Here is an 18,490-nt window from a genome sequence, read left to right on the forward strand (position 1 = left end):
TCTATAATAAAAGAAAATTGAAATCGTGAGGCACTTGGAAACCATGATGAGTAAATCTATTTATAGAAAAATTAAAAGAAAACCAGTTCAATGGACTAGGAATAGTATCCAACTGCTATTTGCGCTATTTCTCTTATATGTTGGCTGGCAATTTTATCAGTTTTACATGCATTTTGCTAATAATGGAGTAGTTCCATACATTGATAAACCAAGTGCTGTTGAAGGATTTCTCCCTATCAGCTCATTAATGGCACTTCGAGTATGGATTGTAAACTGGAGAGTTTGACTTCATCCATCCCGCTGGACTTGTTTTATTTACAGTGATCATGTCTTCAAGCCTTCTATTTCGTAAAGCTTTTTGCAGTTGGCTATGCCCTGTAGGAACATTAAGTGAATTTTTGGGGAAACTAGGGAAACAAATCTCCAAAAAAAATCTCAAGGTACCTAAACCACTAGTATATATATTACAATCTATCAAATATATACTACTAGTTTTGATCATTAAAGTTATTATTTTTGATATGCCTACTACATCAACTATAGACTTTTTAAATAGTCCTTATAACAAAGTAGCAGATATAAAAATGATGCTATTTTTCTTAAATATCAGTGACTTAGCAATTAAAGTTCTTCTGATTTTAACGCTGTTGTCTTTACTTTTTCAAAATTTTTGGTGTCGTTTTTTATGTCCGTATGGCGCACTTATTGGCTTAGGCTCCTTGTTCCAAATTACTAAAATTAAGCGCAAATGGTAACACTTGCATAGACTGTAATCAATGTACAAGAGCCTGTCCTCAAGGTATAAAAGTTGCTAAACTACAAGCAGTTAATACACCCGAATGTAGTGCTTGTATTTCTTGCATCGAAGCATGTCCTGTAAAAGGTACTTTAAATATGACGATTGCAAATAAAAAAGTAAACAAATGGGTTATACCTACATCTTTTTTACTAGTATTTTTTACTGTTTTCATAGTCGCCAAGATAACTGGATTTTGGAACTCTACTATTCCTTATGAGGAATATAAACAGCTCATACCAATTATTGAATATTTAGGGCACTAAAATTCTATTAAAAAACTGACCTAAAAAGTCGTTAAAACGATCATTAAGTCAGTTTTTTTATGGCTTTAGACTAAATACTTTATTTCAAAATCTGCAACCGGTAAAGGTTTATCGAAAAAATACCCTTGTACTTGTTCACATCCGTAATCTCTTAGAAAGTTTAAAACTTCTTCTGTTTCAACACCTTCAGCAATCACTGATAGTTTAAACGTACGTGCAATATTTATCATTGCTAAAACTAGTTGAGAATCATTTGTGCTACTTAATACGTCCCGAATAAAGGTTTGGTCTATTTTCAATGAGTTTACAGGAAATTTTTTCAGATAACTTAAAGATGAAAACCCGGTTCCAAAATCATCAATCGCTATAGAAATACCCATATTTTGAAGCTCCATCAAGATTCCGATATTTTTATCAGTATCAGACATCATACTGCTTTCGGTTATTTCAACCTCTAAAAGTGATGGATCTAGATTGACGGTTTCGAGCGTCTTTTTTAAATTGGATATAAATAAAGAATGCTGCAATTCAAGCGGTGAGACATTAACAGCAATTTTTAAAGGCTTATAGCCTTTATCTAGCCATTCTTTGGATTGTTTGCAAGCTTGTTTTAGGACCCAATTCCCCAATGATAAAATTAATCCCATCTCTTCTGCAATTGGGATAAACTTCATCGGACTTACAAACCCTAAATCTTTTGAATTCCAGCGGATAAGCGCTTCAGCACCAACTAACCTATTTGTATGGATATCGATCTTAGGTTGATAGTATAATTCTAACTCATTATTGTAAAGCGCTTTTTTTAATGCATCTTCAAGAGTCAGTGTTTCTTTATAGTGCTCGTGAACTTCTCTCGTATAGTATTTATAATTACCCGCTACTTTAAATCTTGAATAACGCATAGCTTTATTTGCATTATTAACCAAATGCTTTGAATCTTTACAGCCATCGCCATCCGGAAAAGCACTAGCTCCAATGCTGCACGTTAATTTAAATTCATGATGATCCACTTCTCTTGGTCTTTCAACTTCCCGTTGTAAGCATTCGGCAAACTTTTCTAGATCTGCTATGGACTGGGCTTGTTTCGTTAATATATAAAAGCGACTACCTTCACTCCGATATAATGCACCAAACTTTTTGACAACCTGCTTAAGATCATCGATAGTTGAGCATAACAACCGTTGACCAACTTCATATCCAAATGACTCGTTTATTCTGCCGAGGCCATTTAATCTTAAACAGAGAATTCCCAGATAATGATGGCCATGTGTCCACTGTTCTACAGCTTGTTCCAACTCTAACTCAAAGAGACGCTGATTGGGGAGATTTGTAATCGTATCATGAAATGCCATATGGTTAATCATATCCTGTGCATGTTCCAGGTCAGTAATATTGGACACATTTCCAACAATCTCGATTACTTGATCGTCTTTAAAAATCGGAGACAATGAAATTAATAATATATGTTCGCCCTTTTTATACTTAAAATTTTGATGTGTTCCCTCTTGAAATACCTTTTTAAAATATTGATTAATATTTTCTGCATCTTCATATTTGAATACATCATATACCGTTTTATTATAAAAATCCGCGTTATTATAGCCCAGCTTTTCCGCCAAATTTCCCGCAAACAGTGAAAAGTATTTATCACCATTTTGATTTCTTTTTATCTTAAATACAACGATGTCTAAAGCATCAACGGTTTGTCGATATTCTTCTTGCAGTGCAATATACAACTGTTCTTGAGCGACTTTTCCTTCTGTAATATCTGTTCGTATTGAAATAAAGCAAGTTGGCTTTCCAGACGCATCAGGAATTGGAATAATTGCTGTCTTTACCCAATATAAGGAACCATCTTTCGCCTTATTTTTAATTTCACCTTCCCACTTTTGCCCTGATGTTATCGTTTCCCACATCTTTTTAAAAAAGTCTTTACTTTGATGGCCTGAATTCAATAAACGATGTGTGTTTCCTAATAGTTCATCTTTATTATATTGACTAATTTTACAAAACATATCATTCACATAAATAATTGTTCCTGTTCGATCAGTTATACCGATTATCACTGATTGGTCAAAAGAAACTATTAAATTAATTAAATCCAGAAGCTGGTCTTTAATATTTGAATCTTGTCCTGTCCCGAGATCGATAGTTTGTATTAAACCATATAGTGTTTCTTCTAATGATGTAATATTAAATTTTTCATAATTATATGATGGTTGTAATGAAAATTTCATAAAAAGACCCCCAACTTGTACACCTCTGCTACTAATATAGCACTACAATATTCTTTTTTATCTACCATTTCTTAATAATTTATAACATTTTTGAAAAATTTATCCTTTAAGACTTTAGTAAGAATCGTTTCGTAATATTAATTTAATATCCTCCGATAAAGTGAAACTTCCTTCAGTGGTTGGTTACCTAAAAGGAAGATCTAGACCTTTGAACCAGTCGGACCATTACGGGCAGTTAATCCTCCACCTATCTTCTTAGCATATTTGCAGAATATTTGGATAGGGGGTTTTCGCTCGTTATGCGTGGGTTAAATTAAACTTTCTTGAAACCTACTTTACTAGTTCGCATACATTGTTGATAGGATATTAATTTGTTTAGAGGATATACGAATTGAATCAAGAGGAGAAACGTAAATGAAACATTTAATAAAACGTGGTGAAACATTAACAAGCATTGCCCTTGATTACAGAATATCTATTAACAGTATAATAGCGGCTAATCCTGGGATAAATCCTAATGTTATTTTTGCAGGCCAAACAATCACGATACCTGGATTTCCTGCTATTGAAACGATACCGTACCGAATTCAAGTTTCAATCTCCAATCGAACACTTACGTTGTTTAATAATAATAATCTAGTAAAAAGATACCCAATTGCAGTTGGGCGCATGCTGCAACAAACTCCAGTTGGGGACTTCATCATTATTAATAAAGCTCCTAATCCAGGTGGACCCTATGGAACAATGTGGATGAGTTTATCAAAACAACATTACGGTATACATGGCACAAATAACCCTAGCTCAATCGGAAAAGCTGTTTCAGCAGGTTGTATTCGTATGTACAACAAGGATGTTGAAGAGCTTGCACGAATTATTCCGATCGGAACACCTGTTTCTATCCGCCCATAAAGCTAAGAATTTTTTAGTGATGGGGCTTTGGCTAGCAAATACCACTTATCCTATCGGACCCGTTTCTGACTGACCTCGTATTAGACTATACATGTCCGAATCATTGTCTGCAGATGGGGCTTTCGCACCTTACTAAGCGCTAGATGCTGTCAAAGTTCCTTGCTAACTCTAACTACATTGGCATGAATGCTTGTCCTGTTCGATTCCCCAGTAGATTCTGACTACTTTACCATGAGATTGCTCCATCCTGTCCGAATCCACTCCTGTTTCTGACTACAATACCATAAAGTTGCTCAACTCTGTCAGTAACACTAGCCCCCCCAACTACATAGTATGCAAACCAGGCTCGCTACAGGTACCCTAATGCGATCCATTAGATAAAGGACCAAATCTGATGACTTGGTCCTTTATAAATACCGTTTAATCCACACCCAAAAGAGCCTTAAACTGCTAATTTTTCTAAGTTAACTTTCTTTTCATAAACCTTATATAAAAGGAATGCTAGAATTGAAATAATAGCACCCGAGATATACGGTAAACCAATTGAAATAGAATATAGCATACCGCCTGTTGGAGGACCTACTATTCTCCCTAAAGAATCAAAGGAGGACAATACCCCTGTGACACCGCCGTGGCCACTTTGAATTTTTTTGGTGATGAGTGACGAAATACTTGGGCGGATAACACCATTCCCTATTCCAAAGATCGTTAAAAATAAAGCTGCAGTTATAAAATCACTTGTTAATAAAATAAGACTAAAGCCTACACTAGATACAAAGATACCTGCTTGAATAACAATGCCTTCACCATACTTCTTAATAAGCCTACCAATTAATCCACCTTGCACTGCAGCACCTGCAAAACCCATAATCATAAAAATATAGCCCAAACTTCTCGCATCTAACCCTGCACGCTCTGCAGCAAAGTAAGCAAACGTTGCTTCAAGACCCGCTAAGGTAAAAGAAATAAAAAACTGTAATATATAAAGAAATCCCATAGATCCCTTGACCGTTCTCCAAGGGCTTTCCTTTCTTTCCGACTTACTAATTCTCTTTTCCGCTGTTAACGACTCTTTCAAAATAAATAGAACAATAATAAAAGTTAAAGTCGAAACACTACCTGCGATCCAGAATGGAGCGCTTAAAGCCATTTGGGAAAACACTCCACCAATAGCCGGACCGAAAATAAATCCCAATCCTACTGCAGCGCCAATAATCCCCATTCCTTTCCCTCGATCTTCAACCGTCGTAATATCGGCAACATAAGCCATAGCCGTTGGCATATTAGCAGAAGATAGAAACCCTCCAATTATTCGAGCGGCAAACAACATCCATAGCTGCGTTGACATTGCAAATAGAAAAAAAGAGATAGCTAACCCAGCAATTCCAATTAACATTACCGGTTTACGACCAATTCTATCCGATATTCTTCCCCACATTGGGGCAAAAATCAATTGCATTAATGAATAAACAGCCATTAGTAAGCCAAGCTGCGTTGGTGTGGCCCCTATTTCTTCAGCGTAGAATGGAAGAACGGGAATTATTATTCCAAACCCAACCATTACGAGAAACATAATTAGAAATAATATAGGTAAAGCTTTTTTGTTCTCCAACCTAAATCCTCCATTCAGACACAATTACACAGTTAACATTAAGCATATATTATTTTTCTATTTATTTCTATTTTTTATTTTCAAAAATCTCTCGTTTCCATATTACAAACAAGATCTTATCCTACACTATTCATCAGATTGCCAATTATCTTTTCCTTGTAAAACCAGCAATATTGTGAAATATGAATAAATTTGTTTGACATTTTTATTACCAGAAAATTCACTTAAAGTGCTATAATTATTAGTACACATAAAAATTATCATACGGAGGGGATTTTTATTTGGTAAGTGAAACAATTGAACATCAAATCAATACACAACTTAAACATAAAAAATTAACAAAGCAAAAAATCGCAAAACGAATTTTATTTATATTTTTAGGTGCCGTATTAATGGCTGTTGGAATAGAGGTTTTTCTAGTTCCCAATACGATTATGGATGGCGGTATCGTTGGAATTTCAATTATTCTTTCGCATTTAACTGGCGTAAAACTTGGATTATTTCTATTTTTTCTAAACGTTCCTTTTTTCTTTATTGGCTACAAACAAATTGGAAAAACCTTTGCCCTCTCTACATTATTCGGTGTAACAATAATGTCCATAACAACAGCGTTTTTACATCATGTTCCAGCTTTCACAGAGGATATGCTACTTGCAACAGTATTTGGTGGGATCATTCTTGGCGTTGGGGTTGGACTTGTTATTCGTTATGGCGGGTCATTGGACGGTACTGAAATACTTGCCATTTTACTTAATAAACAGCTCCCTTTTTCCGTTGGTGAAGTAATTATGTTTTTTAATATTTTTATTTTCAGTTGGGGCGGATTTGTATTTGGTTGGGATCGAGCAATGTACTCAATTTTAGCGTACTTTATCACGTTTAAAACGATTGATGTTGTAATTGAAGGTCTTGATCAATCTAAGTCAGCATGGATCATAAGTGACTTAAATAAAGAAATAGGAGAAGCGGTTTTGGCGCGCCTCGGTCGTGGAGTTACGTATTTAAATGGGGAAGGCGCATACACTGGTGATAATAAGAAGGTTATTTTTTGCGTTATCACTCGATTGGAAGAAGCAAAATTGAAATCAATTGTTGAAGAAATAGATCCTAGTGCTTTTCTAGCAGTAGGAGATATTGCAGAGGTTCGTGGTGGTAGATTTAAAAAGAAAGCTATTCACTAATTTACAGAAATTTACAGACTCTTTTGTCGCATAAATTATGCGTTCGAGAGAGTTTTTAATTTTTGACAAAATATCTAATTTATTGAAATTTTAAATTCATTCTTTATTTTATATGTTATAATCCCTCTGACTGATAATGGAAAACACAAAATCTACTGGATTTAGACATTATTAACTTAAAAAGAGGGTGTATATTATGGTTGACCAACAAAGGAATAAAATGATGCTCCTATTTTCTTTCGGTTTTGTTACCCTATCTATTATTGTTCATGTACTTCATAGAATCCTCAAGATATTGGATCAGTACCTTGCACTAAATAATATGAACTTTGTTCCCCCACATTTAATTTTACTTTTAAATATTTTATTAGTTTTACCCATTGCATTATGTTTGGTCACTTTATTTATTCACCTAAAAAAGACAAAATATAGTAAATACACTCCAACTCTTAATATGCTAACGCTCACCTTTGCTAGTATATCACTTATTGCAGGTGGTAACGGGTTAGTTGAATATCATTTCTCAATTTTTATGGTCATCGCAGTTCTAGCCTACTATGAATCAGTTAATCTAATTGTAATAAGCACAATTATTTTTGCTATCCAGCATTTTCTTGGGTATTTCGTTGCTCCTGAACTCTTATGTGGAACAGAGGAGTACCATTTTGGATTATTGATGATACATGCAGTTTTCCTAATTCTTACTAGTGCTGCAACAATTCTTTTAATCCATACTAAGAAAGCGCAAGTAAACAAGCTTGAACATGAAAAAGAGTTACAACTTCAAGAACTTAGCGAAATCTTAACTAACCTTACCACAACATCTAAGAATGTTGTACTAACAGCTCATACTCTGGCTGTAAACGTGGATGAAACTATGAAGGCAAGTGATCATATTACTGAGAAAATGAAAGAAGTAGCGAACGGAACGGCGCAACAATCTCTAGCTGCTAAAGAGAGTGCAACAGCAATGGATGAAATGGCAATTGGTATACAGCGAGTGGCTGAATCGGCAAATATTGTAGCTGAGCAATCACAAACAACAGTATCTGAAGCCAGACAAGGTGAAAAAGCTATTGAAGCAGCTGTTAACCAAATGGACCTTATTAATATATCTGTAAAAAAACTAGCATCAACCATCTCATTACTTGGCGAAAAATCACAGCAAATTGATGAAATTCTTAAGGTGATTACAACGATATCTGATCAAACAAATCTATTAGCTTTAAATGCAGCAATTGAAGCTGCACGTGCTGGTGAACATGGAAAAGGCTTTGCAGTCGTTGCCGATGAAGTACGTAAACTTGCAGAACAATCACAAGCTTCAGCTAAAAAAATTACAGAATTGATAAGAGAAATTCAAACAGATACGGATCAGACATTAGAGGCAATGAAAGTCGGTACAAAAGATGTGGAAAGTGGACTTACGCTTGTCCATAATACAGGGGCAACATTTAAAAATATACTAGCTGCCTCTGAGAAGGTTGCAGCACAAATTGAAGAGATGTCTTCCGTTGCAGAACAAATTTCCGCAAGCACAGAGCAAGTGACAGCATCCGTTGAAGAAATGGCAATAATTGCAGCAACAAATGCTAATGGTACCCATGTCATTTCAGTTTCTGCTGATGAACAGGTGAAGTCTTTAAAGGAAATTACTTTAGTTTCAGATGCATTAAAAAGTATGGCAGTAGAACTTGAACAATTAATTTCTAAATTTAATCACCATCATTAATAAGCTACTTTTTGAAATCATTACCTACGACAGAACGAAATGGTAACTGCATACACTTCTAGTGATTACTATGATCTTTCTTGTACAACTAGGTACTCCTAACCAATCTTAATCCCGAATAAATCCCTATATTGATATTAAGCTATAAAAATTGATATAATTTACTTTATTTAATAAATTATATGATTTAATTACAGGAGGTGTAGCCTGGTCTAATTTCGAATGAATTGATATTAGCTACCAGGAAGTATGACAAAAATAAAATTCACCAAAATGCATGCCTTAGGTAATAACTATATTTATATAAATCTATTTGAAGAAAATTTACCTGAAGCAATACTGTCTAATTTAGCGATCCGTCTAGCAAATGTCCAAACGGGAATTGGATCGGATGGAATGATCTTAATTTGCCCTTCAGAACAGGCACCTGTCAAAATGAGAATCTTTAACAGCGATGGTTCAGAAGGCAAAAATTGCGGCAACGGCTTACGTTGTGTTGCTAAATACGCCTATGAAAAAGGCATTGTTCAAGATAAACTATTTAAAATAGAAACATTATCCGGCATAGTCGAAGCCGAAGTTATTGAAGAGGATGGCGTTGTTCAGCAAGTAATTGTTGACATGGGGGAACCACGACTATTACGCAAGCAAATCCCAATGATCGGAATTGAAGATGAACAAGTGATTTCGGAGCCTTTCATAGTAAATGAGGAAACATATCACTTAACTGCCGTATCAATGGGTAATCCACATGCCATTTTCTTTGTGGATGAAATAAACTATTCTCCGGTAAGAACTCTTGGACCACTTGTAGAAAAAGATGAGCGTTTTCCGGAATGGATTAATACTGAATTTGTAGAAATAGTTAATGATAGGGAGCTAAACTTCCGCGTTTGGGAGAGAGGATCTGGTGAAACTCAAGCATGCGGAACAGGTGCATGTGCAGCAGCAGTCGCGGCCGTATTAAATAATAAAGCTAACAAAAATACTGAAATTACTGTTCATTTAGCAGGTGGTGATTTATTCATTACCTGGTTAGAAAATGGCCATGTCCTTATGAAAGGTCCAGCAGAATATATATGTGAAGGATCCTTTGAACTTTAATATTAAAACAAGATGTTAATCGCTATCTTGTATAGTATTTACTCCTACTAAATAAAGTTAAGAAAAATTAAATAAAATAAAAGAAAAGCCCGCGCATTTGCTGGCTTTTCTTTATATGGGTTTTTTAAGAATCCCTACTCTTCATTTTTCTTACGTTCATCAAATTCTGCCTTAATTTCTTCTAATAAGCTTGAATCCGTTAATAATTGTAATGCGGTTAAAGCTAAAGCCTTGGCACCTAGAACTAATGCACGATCGCCTTCTAGCGACTTGGCTGCTTCTCTAAATTCAGGTGTATGAACTACTAGCTGATCTGAACCGATTTTTATATAAGGATGAATAGTTGGTACAACCCTGCTAATATTACCTGCATCGGTTGAACCTAATCCTTTACCTTCAGTTGCATCAAATGGCTCACCAAATGATTCGATAACTTCCTGATATACTTTATCAAAACGACGATTCACTTGGAAATGATCGACTTCATTTTGGATTTTAATAATATTTAATTTTGTCCCTGTTGCTAGAGCTGCACCTTCTGCAATTGCTTTTACCTTTTTAGTAACTTGGTCACAAGCAGTTCTTGTTTTAGCTCGTATAAAGAACCGGGCTTTTGCATAATCAGGTACAATATTAGGTGCATCTCCGCCATGTGTGATAATGCCATGTATGCGTACATCATCGGTTACATGCTGACGCAATGCATTAATACTATTAAATAACTGAATCACACCATCTAATGCGTTAATGCCTTCTTCAGGGGATGCTGCTGCATGTGCAGATTTCCCGATAAATTCAAAGTCTAATGGATCAACCGCTAATGTCTCCCCAGTTAGCGTATTCTTATGATAAGGATGTACCATTAAACAAGCATCAATGCCTTCAACTAAACCTTGCTTTACGAAACTGCCTTTTGCACTGCCGTTCGGGCCACCTTCTTCAGCTGGTGTTCCAAGGACAACAACCTCACCGCCAATTTCATCGATCTTCTCTGCGAGCGCAATTGCTGCTGCTGTACTTGTTGTTCCAATAATATTATGACCACAAGCATGACCTAAGCCTGGTAAGGCATCATATTCAGCCAAAAAGCCAATAACTGGACCTGGTTTAGATGATTTTTTTCGAGCCAGGAACGCTGTTTCATGACCTGCAACACCGTTTACTACGGTAAAACCCTGTTCTTTTAACTTTGAACTTAATAAGCCAGATGCAAAATACTCCTCATTGCAGATTTCAGGTTTTGCATGGATTGCATGACTTATAGAGATATAGTCATCTTTTTTGTTTTCTATGGAATTAATAATCTCATTTCTAATCGTTTCAAGAGATAAAGTAGACAAAGCACTCTCTCCCTTCTTATTTTTCAAGCTCACTTAACGGTACAAACACAGGTACTAAAGAATTTTTGAATACTTCTTTAATATGCTCAGCTACATCATCTTGTTGATAAATTTCTACTAACTTCTGAAGTGTTGGATCATCTTTATCTTCAGCGCGTGCAGCGATAATGTTAATGTAAGGTGTTGCAGTTGCATCTTCAATGAAGATAGAATCTTCTACCGGAATAAAACCAGCTTCAATTGCCACACCGTTGTTAATTACAGATGCATCAACGTCAGGAAGTACACGTGGCGTTTGTGCACTAGTAATTGGAACAATTTCAATATTTTTTGGATTTTCAACAATTACTGATTGGTCACCATTACCATCAAAACCATCTACTAACTTAAGAAAACCAGCTTCTTGTAATAATAATAACGCACGTCCCATATTAGTTGCTTCTTCTGGAACTGCAATTTTCGCTCCATCAGGAATTTCATCAACTGATGTATACTTATCAGAATATAACCCCATTGGTGCAATAATAGTGGTACCAATTGGAACTAAATCTAAGTTATGTTCTTCGATAAAAGCGTTAAAATACGAAACTGTTTGGAATGCATTGATTGTTATGTCACCATCAGCTAAAGCCATATTTGGACGAACGTAATCCGCAAATTCTACCATTTCAATTTCAATGCCTTCTTTTGCTGCTTTTTCCTTTACATACTCCCAAATTGGTACACCTGAGCCATTTAATCCAACTGTGATTTTTACAGGTTCTGTGCTTTCTGTTTCAGTTGTTTCCGTTGTTGTTTCTTCAGGTGCAGATGAATTACTTGAGCAACCAGCTAGAGCCACTCCTACTAATAAAACTAAACTTAATAAAAATGTTAAAGTTTTTTTCATTTTCCTATCTCCTTTTTTATCTTCTTCTTATAACCCTTGAAAGTTTATTTCCAAGAGATTGTAACCCTTGAACCATTACAACTAGGATAATTACAGTGATGATCATAACTTCTGTTTCAAAGCGTTGGTAACCGTAAGCAATAGCCAAGTCACCTAAACCACCGCCGCCTACAGCTCCTGCCATTGCAGATGCACCGATTAAACCAATTGTGGCAATCGTAATATTTAATATTAGTGAGCTTAGCGCTTCTGGTATTAAAACTTGAAAAACGATTTGCCAAGGTGTTGCCCCCATCGCTTCCGCAGCTTCGATGATACCAGGATCAATTTCTAGGATCGAACTCTCTACTAATCTAGCAATATATGGTGCAGAGAATATGATCAGCGGAACAATTGCTGCAGCAGTACCTATTGAAGTACCTACTATAAATCTTGTAAACGGTATGATCGCAACCATAAGAATGATGAATGGGATTGAACGAAAGATATTCACAATACCATTTAAAATATTAAATACAACAGTTTGCTCTAGCAAATGGCCTTTTCTTGTTACTACTAACGCAATACCTAATGGCACACCGATAATAGTAGCAAATAGTAGGGAAAAACCAACCATCACAATTGTATCCCATGTTGCCTCAACTATCTTTAGCCAAAACGTATCCCAATTAACCCCCATGATTGATCACCTCCTTAATTGATGCCCTACTTTCTACGTAAGCAACCGCCTTGTTAATTTCTTGTTGGTCACCGATAAATTCTACGATTAAGTTACCAAAGGGTCTTTCTTGTAGCTCAGTAATTTGGCCATATAGCACGTTTACATCGATATTATACTTTTTAGCAACCTCAGAGAGAATTGGACTTCCAGCATTTTCTCCAACAAATGTAATTTTATATACATTTGCGCCTCCCTCTTTATTGTTTAGAAGGCTAAGCACACTAGAAGGAATTGCATCCTGCATTACTGTTTTCACAAAGTTTTGGGCCGTTTGCGTTTTAGGTTGTGAGAAGACATCAAATACACTTCCTTCTTCTACTACATTTCCATATTCCATTACAGCTACACGGTCACAAATTTCGCGAATAACATGCATTTCATGAGTAATCATCATAATAGTAATACCGTATTCACGGTTGATTTGCTTTAAAAGTTTTAAAATTGAATCTGTCGTCTGCGGATCAAGTGCAGATGTTGCTTCATCACAAAGTAAGATATCTGGTGATGTTGCAAGGGCTCTTGCAATACCCACCCTTTGTTTTTGTCCACCTGATAGTTGATCTGGATACATATTTGCTTTATCGGCTAATCCAACAAATTCAAGAAGCTCCGTTACTCGTTCCTGTATTTGTTTTTTAGGAGCTTTTGCTAATTGTAAAGGATAGGCTATATTTCCAAATACAGTTCTTGATTGCAATAAATTAAAGTGTTGGAAAATCATACCAATTTTTTGACGTACCTTTCTTAGCTCGCTTTTCGGAATCGTCGTTATATCTTGATTCTGAATCATTACTTTTCCGTTTGTAGGTCTTTCTAATAAATTCACACAGCGAATTAACGTACTTTTTCCTGCACCACTGAACCCAATTACGCCGTATATTTGACCTTTTTCTACAGTTAAATTTACATTTTTCAAAGCATGAACCTTTTGTCCACCACTATCATATGTCTTTGTAATATTTTCTAAGGTAATCACAAAGCGAACCTCCTAGTTAAAAAAATAACCCTCTTCTATAGTCACAAGAAGAGGGTAGTATTTAATCATACCGCTCAACTTATCTACCAAGTTAAAAAACTTGCAGGAATTAGCACGGTATTCAAACAAAAGAACCCGTTGCCGAGGTTTCAAAGGGCCAGTCCCTCCACCTCTCTCGATAAGGAGATTATATTATAGTTTAACACTTTAGTTTATTAATATAATAATACGGTAAAGCATTAAAAAGATCAACTGGAATTTAATGTTTTAGTACCATATACTAATATAGAAAAAATAAAAAACCACTTCGACAAGAAGAAACTTTAACTTTTCCTCAAAAATTGCTTGCTAGAATTAGAACATTCTATGAAGTTAGTGGTTGTTAGATTTCATCGGGCCAATTTCTTTGCCAGATCTGAAAAAGTAATTTTTAAATTATTTTTAAATAATACTATATTTCTAACAATTTAACAACATATTTCGACATGAAATTTCTAGTAATTCATTCTAAACAACAAATACAAATTCTAATATGTTACGATAGTAATTGTAAGGAGGTAAAATTTATGCTACCTAGACATACACGAGTATTACAAAATGCATTAAATACTAGAAAAAATGAACTTTTGAATAAATCGCGTGAAATGGAAAACCAACTTTTGCGTATGCAAGATAACATAAAAGAAATCGCAAAAAAGGCCGAAATACTGGGTATTGAACAAACAAAAGAAGAAAAATGGGTTATCGTATATAGCTTAATGCAAAAACGCTCATTAAAAATCTTAATTAAAGACTGTGAAACTGCGTATCTCGGAAAATGGGATTTTTGTATGGAAACTATTATTAAAAAAGACCACACCATTTTTATAGCTGATATCAAAGGGCCAGAAAATTATGGGTATGGTACGATATGTATGAAATATCTTAAAGACATTGCAATCCAACAAAATATGGCGCTCATTTATGGTGAGCTTGCCGAAAGAGATTGGGGCCACCTCGGACGATTGATCCGTTTTTATAAAAAAAATCGTTTTAAAATTCAGCTCTATGAAAATGAAAAGTATGGAAAAATCGAATGGAATCCGATATATGGGTAAAGAGACTTTTATTAACAAAAAGGCAGCCCAAAGCTGCCTTTTCACAAGATACAAAATACGCTAGCCTGTCACACTAGAGCCCCCAAAAGATTAAATTCGATTATTTCAATAATCCTACCAGTTCAAGGCCATACACAATACCATCTTCACTAACATCCTTGGTAATATGTTTTGCTACTTTTTTAACATCATCATGGGCATTTCCCATTGCAACGCTATTGGCCACATACGTTAGCATCTCGATATCATTTAGGCCATCCCCAAAAGCATAGACATCTTCATTATTAAACCCCAAATGATCGATTATTACTTTTATTCCATTTGCTTTAGAGCCACCTGATGGCAAAACATCAGTAGATACTGGATGCCAACGCACAAAATCAAAGCCTTCAAACTTATCGATATATTCACGCTCTTCATCTTCAGTACAGAATAATAAACTCTGAAATATTTCCCTATCCTCGTAATAAGTCGGATCGTGCTGAGGATGAGCGAACTTAAGTGACTGTATACTTTTTTCTATATGTGGATGAAATTCAATATTGGCTTTCATGTCTTCATGATCCATATAAACAAGCGGATGTCCATTCTCTAAGGCAAACTTCGTTAATGCTCGCAACATATCTTGATTAAGTGGATTCTTGCGGACAACCTGGTTATTAAACACAACATATTGACCATTATAGCTTACATATGTATGTATTCCTAATTCTTCTCGTAGCTCTTTAAACATAAATGGTGAACGTCCAGTAGCAATCGCTACTTCGTGGCCTTGATTTTCAAGAGTTTGTAGTGCTTGTTTGGTTGATGCAGGCAAATTCTTTTCTTCATCTAAAAGTGTGCCATCTATATCAAAAAAGATAAGTTTTCTCTTCATATCAATACCTCACTTCCCTTAATTAAGTATAGCAGAGTTAAATACAGTGCCAAAGGGATATAGCCCCCTTCCTAACTTTAAATTAGTGTTAATTGGTTAATAGGCTCCCTAGTGTAAGATCGTTCATAAACTGTTCAAGATGTTTTTAACAGTTTGTGAACACTGTCACTATTTGATATTTTTTGTTTGTTTTTCTGTTATTCTTTCCTTAGAAACAAAAAACAAATTAATCTTCGAAAGGAAGAGATGAAAAATGATTAACACATGGCTTAGAGAAAATAAAATTGCTGCTTATCTTTTAACCGCATTAAGACTTTATTTTGGATTCGCTTGGTTAACAGCTGGATGGGGCAAGATTACTGGCGGATTTAGTGCTGAAGGATTTTTAAATGGAGCAATTGCCAATCCGGTAGTATCACATGATGTAGCTGTTTATCCTGGATATGTATCATTCTTAGAAACTTTCGCATTACCAAATGTTAGTTTGTTCAACGTGTTAATTCCTTGGGGCGAATTTTTAGTTGGTTTAGGACTTATTCTAGGGTGTCTTACTACTGCTGCTACTTTCTTTGCTGTTGTAATGAATTTCAATTTCATGCTAGCTGGTACGATTTCTCACAATCCTACGGATGTAATTATGGGCGTTATTCTTCTAGCTGCTGGTTATAATGCTGGCCGTATCGGTTTAGACCGTTGGGTGATTCCTTTCTTCCGAAAATTAACTGGAAAGCAAGAAGTTACTGCTCATAAAACAGCTTAATAAGTAATTAGTAAACCTTGTTTTACCTACATTGACTATTATCACGATATAAATTGTAAATTAATTATGAATTCATAATTTGTTCAAGATGTTTTTAACAGTTTGTGAACACTGTCATTATCTTTTATTATTCTTTCAATTATTTGCTACTATAGCCATAGAACAAACTACTTAAAACCAAAATACCGAAGGGAAGCGATGTAAAATGTTAAATACATGGCTTAGAGAAAATAAAATTGCTGCATATCTTTTAACCGCATTAAGACTTTATTTTGGATTTGCTTGGTTAACAGCTGGATGGGGCAAGATCACAGGCGGCTTTAGCGCTGAAGGCTTTTTAAATGGAGCGATTGCCAACCCGGTAGTATCACATGATGTAGCCGTTTATCCTGGATATGTTTCATTCTTAGAAACATTCGCATTACCGAATGTTAGCTTGTTCAACGTTTTAATTCCTTGGGGTGAATTCTTAGTTGGCTTGGGACTTATTCTAGGATGTCTTACTACTGCAGCTGCTTTCTTTGCAATTGTAATGAATTTCAATTTCATGCTAGCTGGTACAATTTCTCACAATCCTACTGATGTAATTATGGGTGTTATACTCTTAGCAGCTGGTTACAATGCTGGACGCTATGGTTTAGATCGTTGGGTTCTTCCATATTTCCGTAAAATATTTACTAAACAAGATGCTACTGCTCATAAAATGGCATAATTCTTTATACTTTCAATTATACTAAAAACAAAAACAGCCGTTGAGTCGGCTGTTTTTTTGTTTTTTTGATCAATTGACTCGATGAACTTTTACCTTGATTTAAGATAAAATGAATATAATTTGCACATTCGTACAAATATAAAAATAGAGAAATTCACGATAATGTAAAAAAGTGTAAACGCATAGAAGGCTAAAAGACTATTACGAAACAAATCAGTGCTTTCTTATAATTATACAAAGGGGATTATTATAATGAACCTAACACATAAGCAAATTGTGGAACTACACGGATTTAATAATCTAACAAAATCATTAAGTTTTAATATGTATGATATTTGTTATACTAGAACAACCAAAGAACGTGAAGCATACTTAAATTACATAGACGAAGTATATAACGCAGATCGACTTACAAAGATCCTAACTCATGTAACAGAAATTATTGGGGCTAACATCCTGAATGTTGCCAAACAGGATTATATCCCTCAAGGGGCTAGTGTTACAATATTAGTTTCGGAAGGTCCTGTTGATGAAACTCCAGTTGAGGCCTTCGAAGAATCACCAGGTCCGATCCCAGGTTCAGTAATAGCACAACTCGACAAAAGCCATATAACCGTTCATACGTATCCAGAATCACATCCTGACGATGGAATTAGTACTTTTCGTGCAGATGTTGACGTTTCAACATGTGGGGAGATTTCTCCGTTAAAAGCGTTAAATTATTTAATTCATTCGTTTGAAACAGATGTTATGACCATTGATTATAAGGTGCGTGGTTTTACTCGAGATGTTACGGGTCATAAATTATTTATTGATCATGATATTAATTCCATTCAAAATTACATACCAGAAGAAATACAGGAACTATATGATATGATTGATGTCAATGTATATCAGGAAAATATATTTCATACTAAATGCAAATTAAAACAATTTGATTTAAACAACTATTTATTTCATCATAAAAAAGAAGAACTTACGGCTGAGGAACAAGCAATTATTACTGATAGACTTAAATTAGAAATGGATGAAATATTCTATGGAAAAAATATTTACGATGGAGTTAATTAATTGATCAATTTTAACAGTCTATTCTAGCTAGTTTTTCCTTCATAGCCTCTATGAAGGACTTTTCTATGATTAAGGCTTTTAAGCCCAAGCGCCTTAATCAGCCCTGACAGGCAAACACCTGCTAAATTCGCGACATCCTGTCGCAACGCAACTCTGCATTAGCACGTCCTAGCACCTTTGACTCCGGGAGCAAGGCGCCTTGAGCTAGAC

18 protein-coding genes and 1 riboswitch are annotated in these 18,490 nt (G+C 35.2%); of the genes, 11 read left to right on the forward strand and 7 right to left on the reverse strand.

Annotation, left to right across the window (positions count from 1 at the left end; translation table 11 throughout):
* Nucleotides 1-46: 46 nt before the first annotated feature.
* Genes C1724_RS26135 through C1724_RS26145 form a run of 3 tightly spaced genes read left to right on the forward strand, consistent with a single transcriptional unit; the run spans nucleotide 47 to nucleotide 1,062 of the window.
* Nucleotides 47-286, forward strand: coding sequence for a hypothetical protein (locus C1724_RS26135; RefSeq protein WP_258000412.1), 240 nt, complete (start codon nucleotides 47-49; stop codon nucleotides 284-286).
* Between the two features lie 40 nt (nucleotides 287-326).
* Entirely contained in the window at nucleotides 327-755 is a 429-nt protein-coding gene (locus C1724_RS26140; protein WP_258000413.1) for a 4Fe-4S binding protein, read from the forward strand.
* Nucleotides 756-801: 46 nt separating this feature from the next.
* Complete coding sequence (locus tag C1724_RS26145) at nucleotides 802-1,062, forward strand: hypothetical protein (RefSeq protein WP_258000436.1); 261 nt, start codon at nucleotides 802-804, stop codon at nucleotides 1,060-1,062.
* Nucleotides 1,063-1,127: 65 nt separating this feature from the next.
* On the opposite strand, the gene C1724_RS15085 is transcribed toward C1724_RS26145, so the two are convergent.
* Complete coding sequence (locus tag C1724_RS15085) at nucleotides 1,128-3,299, reverse strand: sensor domain-containing protein (protein WP_102347551.1); 2,172 nt, start codon at nucleotides 3,297-3,299, stop codon at nucleotides 1,128-1,130.
* Nucleotides 3,300-3,713: 414 nt separating this feature from the next.
* Here C1724_RS15085 and C1724_RS15090 point away from each other — a divergent pair, with 414 nt between their 5' ends.
* Nucleotides 3,714-4,208: a L,D-transpeptidase family protein gene (locus tag C1724_RS15090; RefSeq protein WP_102347552.1), complete on the forward strand. Its 495-nt coding sequence runs from the start codon at nucleotides 3,714-3,716 to the stop codon at nucleotides 4,206-4,208.
* 442 nt (nucleotides 4,209-4,650) lie between these two features.
* Here C1724_RS15090 and C1724_RS15095 read toward each other — a convergent pair whose 3' ends face one another.
* A complete protein-coding gene (locus C1724_RS15095; protein ID WP_102347553.1) occupies nucleotides 4,651-5,820 on the reverse strand; it encodes an MFS transporter in 1,170 nt (389 codons plus the stop codon).
* Nucleotides 5,821-6,128: 308 nt separating this feature from the next.
* On the opposite strand from C1724_RS15095, the gene C1724_RS15100 reads away from it, so the two are divergent.
* From C1724_RS15100 to dapF, 3 genes are all read left to right on the forward strand, one after another.
* Nucleotides 6,129-7,001 (forward strand): YitT family protein, encoded by an 873-nt coding sequence (locus tag C1724_RS15100; RefSeq protein ID WP_374703466.1) that lies wholly within the window; start codon nucleotides 6,129-6,131, stop codon nucleotides 6,999-7,001.
* Nucleotides 7,002-7,980: 979 nt separating this feature from the next.
* Nucleotides 7,981-8,733, forward strand: coding sequence for a methyl-accepting chemotaxis protein (locus C1724_RS26430; protein WP_374703467.1), 753 nt, complete (start codon nucleotides 7,981-7,983; stop codon nucleotides 8,731-8,733).
* Nucleotides 8,734-8,982: 249 nt separating this feature from the next.
* A complete protein-coding gene (gene dapF, locus C1724_RS15110) occupies nucleotides 8,983-9,837 on the forward strand; it encodes a diaminopimelate epimerase (RefSeq protein ID WP_102347556.1) in 855 nt (284 codons plus the stop codon).
* 134 nt (nucleotides 9,838-9,971) lie between these two features.
* Here dapF and C1724_RS15115 read toward each other — a convergent pair whose 3' ends face one another.
* Genes C1724_RS15115 through C1724_RS15130 form a run of 4 tightly spaced genes read right to left on the reverse strand, consistent with a single transcriptional unit; the run spans nucleotide 9,972 to nucleotide 13,763 of the window.
* Complete coding sequence (locus C1724_RS15115; RefSeq protein WP_102347557.1) at nucleotides 9,972-11,177, reverse strand: M20 family metallopeptidase; 1,206 nt, start codon at nucleotides 11,175-11,177, stop codon at nucleotides 9,972-9,974.
* 16 nt (nucleotides 11,178-11,193) lie between these two features.
* Entirely contained in the window at nucleotides 11,194-12,066 is an 873-nt protein-coding gene (locus tag C1724_RS15120) for a MetQ/NlpA family ABC transporter substrate-binding protein (protein WP_102347558.1), read from the reverse strand.
* A gap of 16 nt (nucleotides 12,067-12,082) precedes the next feature.
* A complete protein-coding gene (locus C1724_RS15125) occupies nucleotides 12,083-12,745 on the reverse strand; it encodes a methionine ABC transporter permease (RefSeq protein WP_102347559.1) in 663 nt (220 codons plus the stop codon).
* Entirely contained in the window at nucleotides 12,735-13,763 is a 1,029-nt protein-coding gene (locus C1724_RS15130; RefSeq protein ID WP_102347560.1) for a methionine ABC transporter ATP-binding protein, read from the reverse strand. The genes C1724_RS15125 and C1724_RS15130 overlap by 11 nt, the downstream gene beginning before the upstream one ends.
* Before the next feature lie 76 nt (nucleotides 13,764-13,839).
* Nucleotides 13,840-13,948: riboswitch (SAM riboswitch) on the reverse strand.
* A gap of 381 nt (nucleotides 13,949-14,329) precedes the next feature.
* Here C1724_RS15130 and C1724_RS15135 point away from each other — a divergent pair.
* Complete coding sequence (locus C1724_RS15135) at nucleotides 14,330-14,860, forward strand: hypothetical protein (RefSeq protein WP_102347561.1); 531 nt, start codon at nucleotides 14,330-14,332, stop codon at nucleotides 14,858-14,860.
* A 100-nt stretch (nucleotides 14,861-14,960) separates the two neighbouring features.
* Here the strand turns inward: C1724_RS15135 and C1724_RS15140 are convergent, their stop codons facing one another.
* Nucleotides 14,961-15,737 carry a Cof-type HAD-IIB family hydrolase gene (locus C1724_RS15140; RefSeq protein ID WP_102347562.1) on the reverse strand — a complete coding sequence of 259 codons (777 nt, stop codon included), beginning with the start codon at nucleotides 15,735-15,737 and terminating at the stop codon, nucleotides 14,961-14,963.
* A 253-nt stretch (nucleotides 15,738-15,990) separates the two neighbouring features.
* On the opposite strand from C1724_RS15140, the gene C1724_RS15145 reads away from it, so the two are divergent.
* From C1724_RS15145 to speD, 3 genes are all read left to right on the forward strand, one after another.
* Nucleotides 15,991-16,497, forward strand: a complete 507-nt coding sequence (locus C1724_RS15145) for a DoxX family protein (RefSeq protein ID WP_102347563.1) — start codon at nucleotides 15,991-15,993, stop codon at nucleotides 16,495-16,497.
* 205 nt (nucleotides 16,498-16,702) lie between these two features.
* Complete coding sequence (locus tag C1724_RS15150; RefSeq protein WP_102347564.1) at nucleotides 16,703-17,209, forward strand: DoxX family protein; 507 nt, start codon at nucleotides 16,703-16,705, stop codon at nucleotides 17,207-17,209.
* Between the two features lie 252 nt (nucleotides 17,210-17,461).
* Nucleotides 17,462-18,280, forward strand: a complete 819-nt coding sequence (gene speD / locus C1724_RS15155) for an adenosylmethionine decarboxylase (protein WP_102347565.1) — start codon at nucleotides 17,462-17,464, stop codon at nucleotides 18,278-18,280.
* Nucleotides 18,281-18,490: the final 210 nt, after the last annotated feature.

The sequence above is a fragment of the Bacillus sp. Marseille-P3661 genome (assembly GCF_900240995.1).
Lineage (GTDB): Bacteria > Bacillota > Bacilli > Bacillales > Bacillaceae_J > OESV01.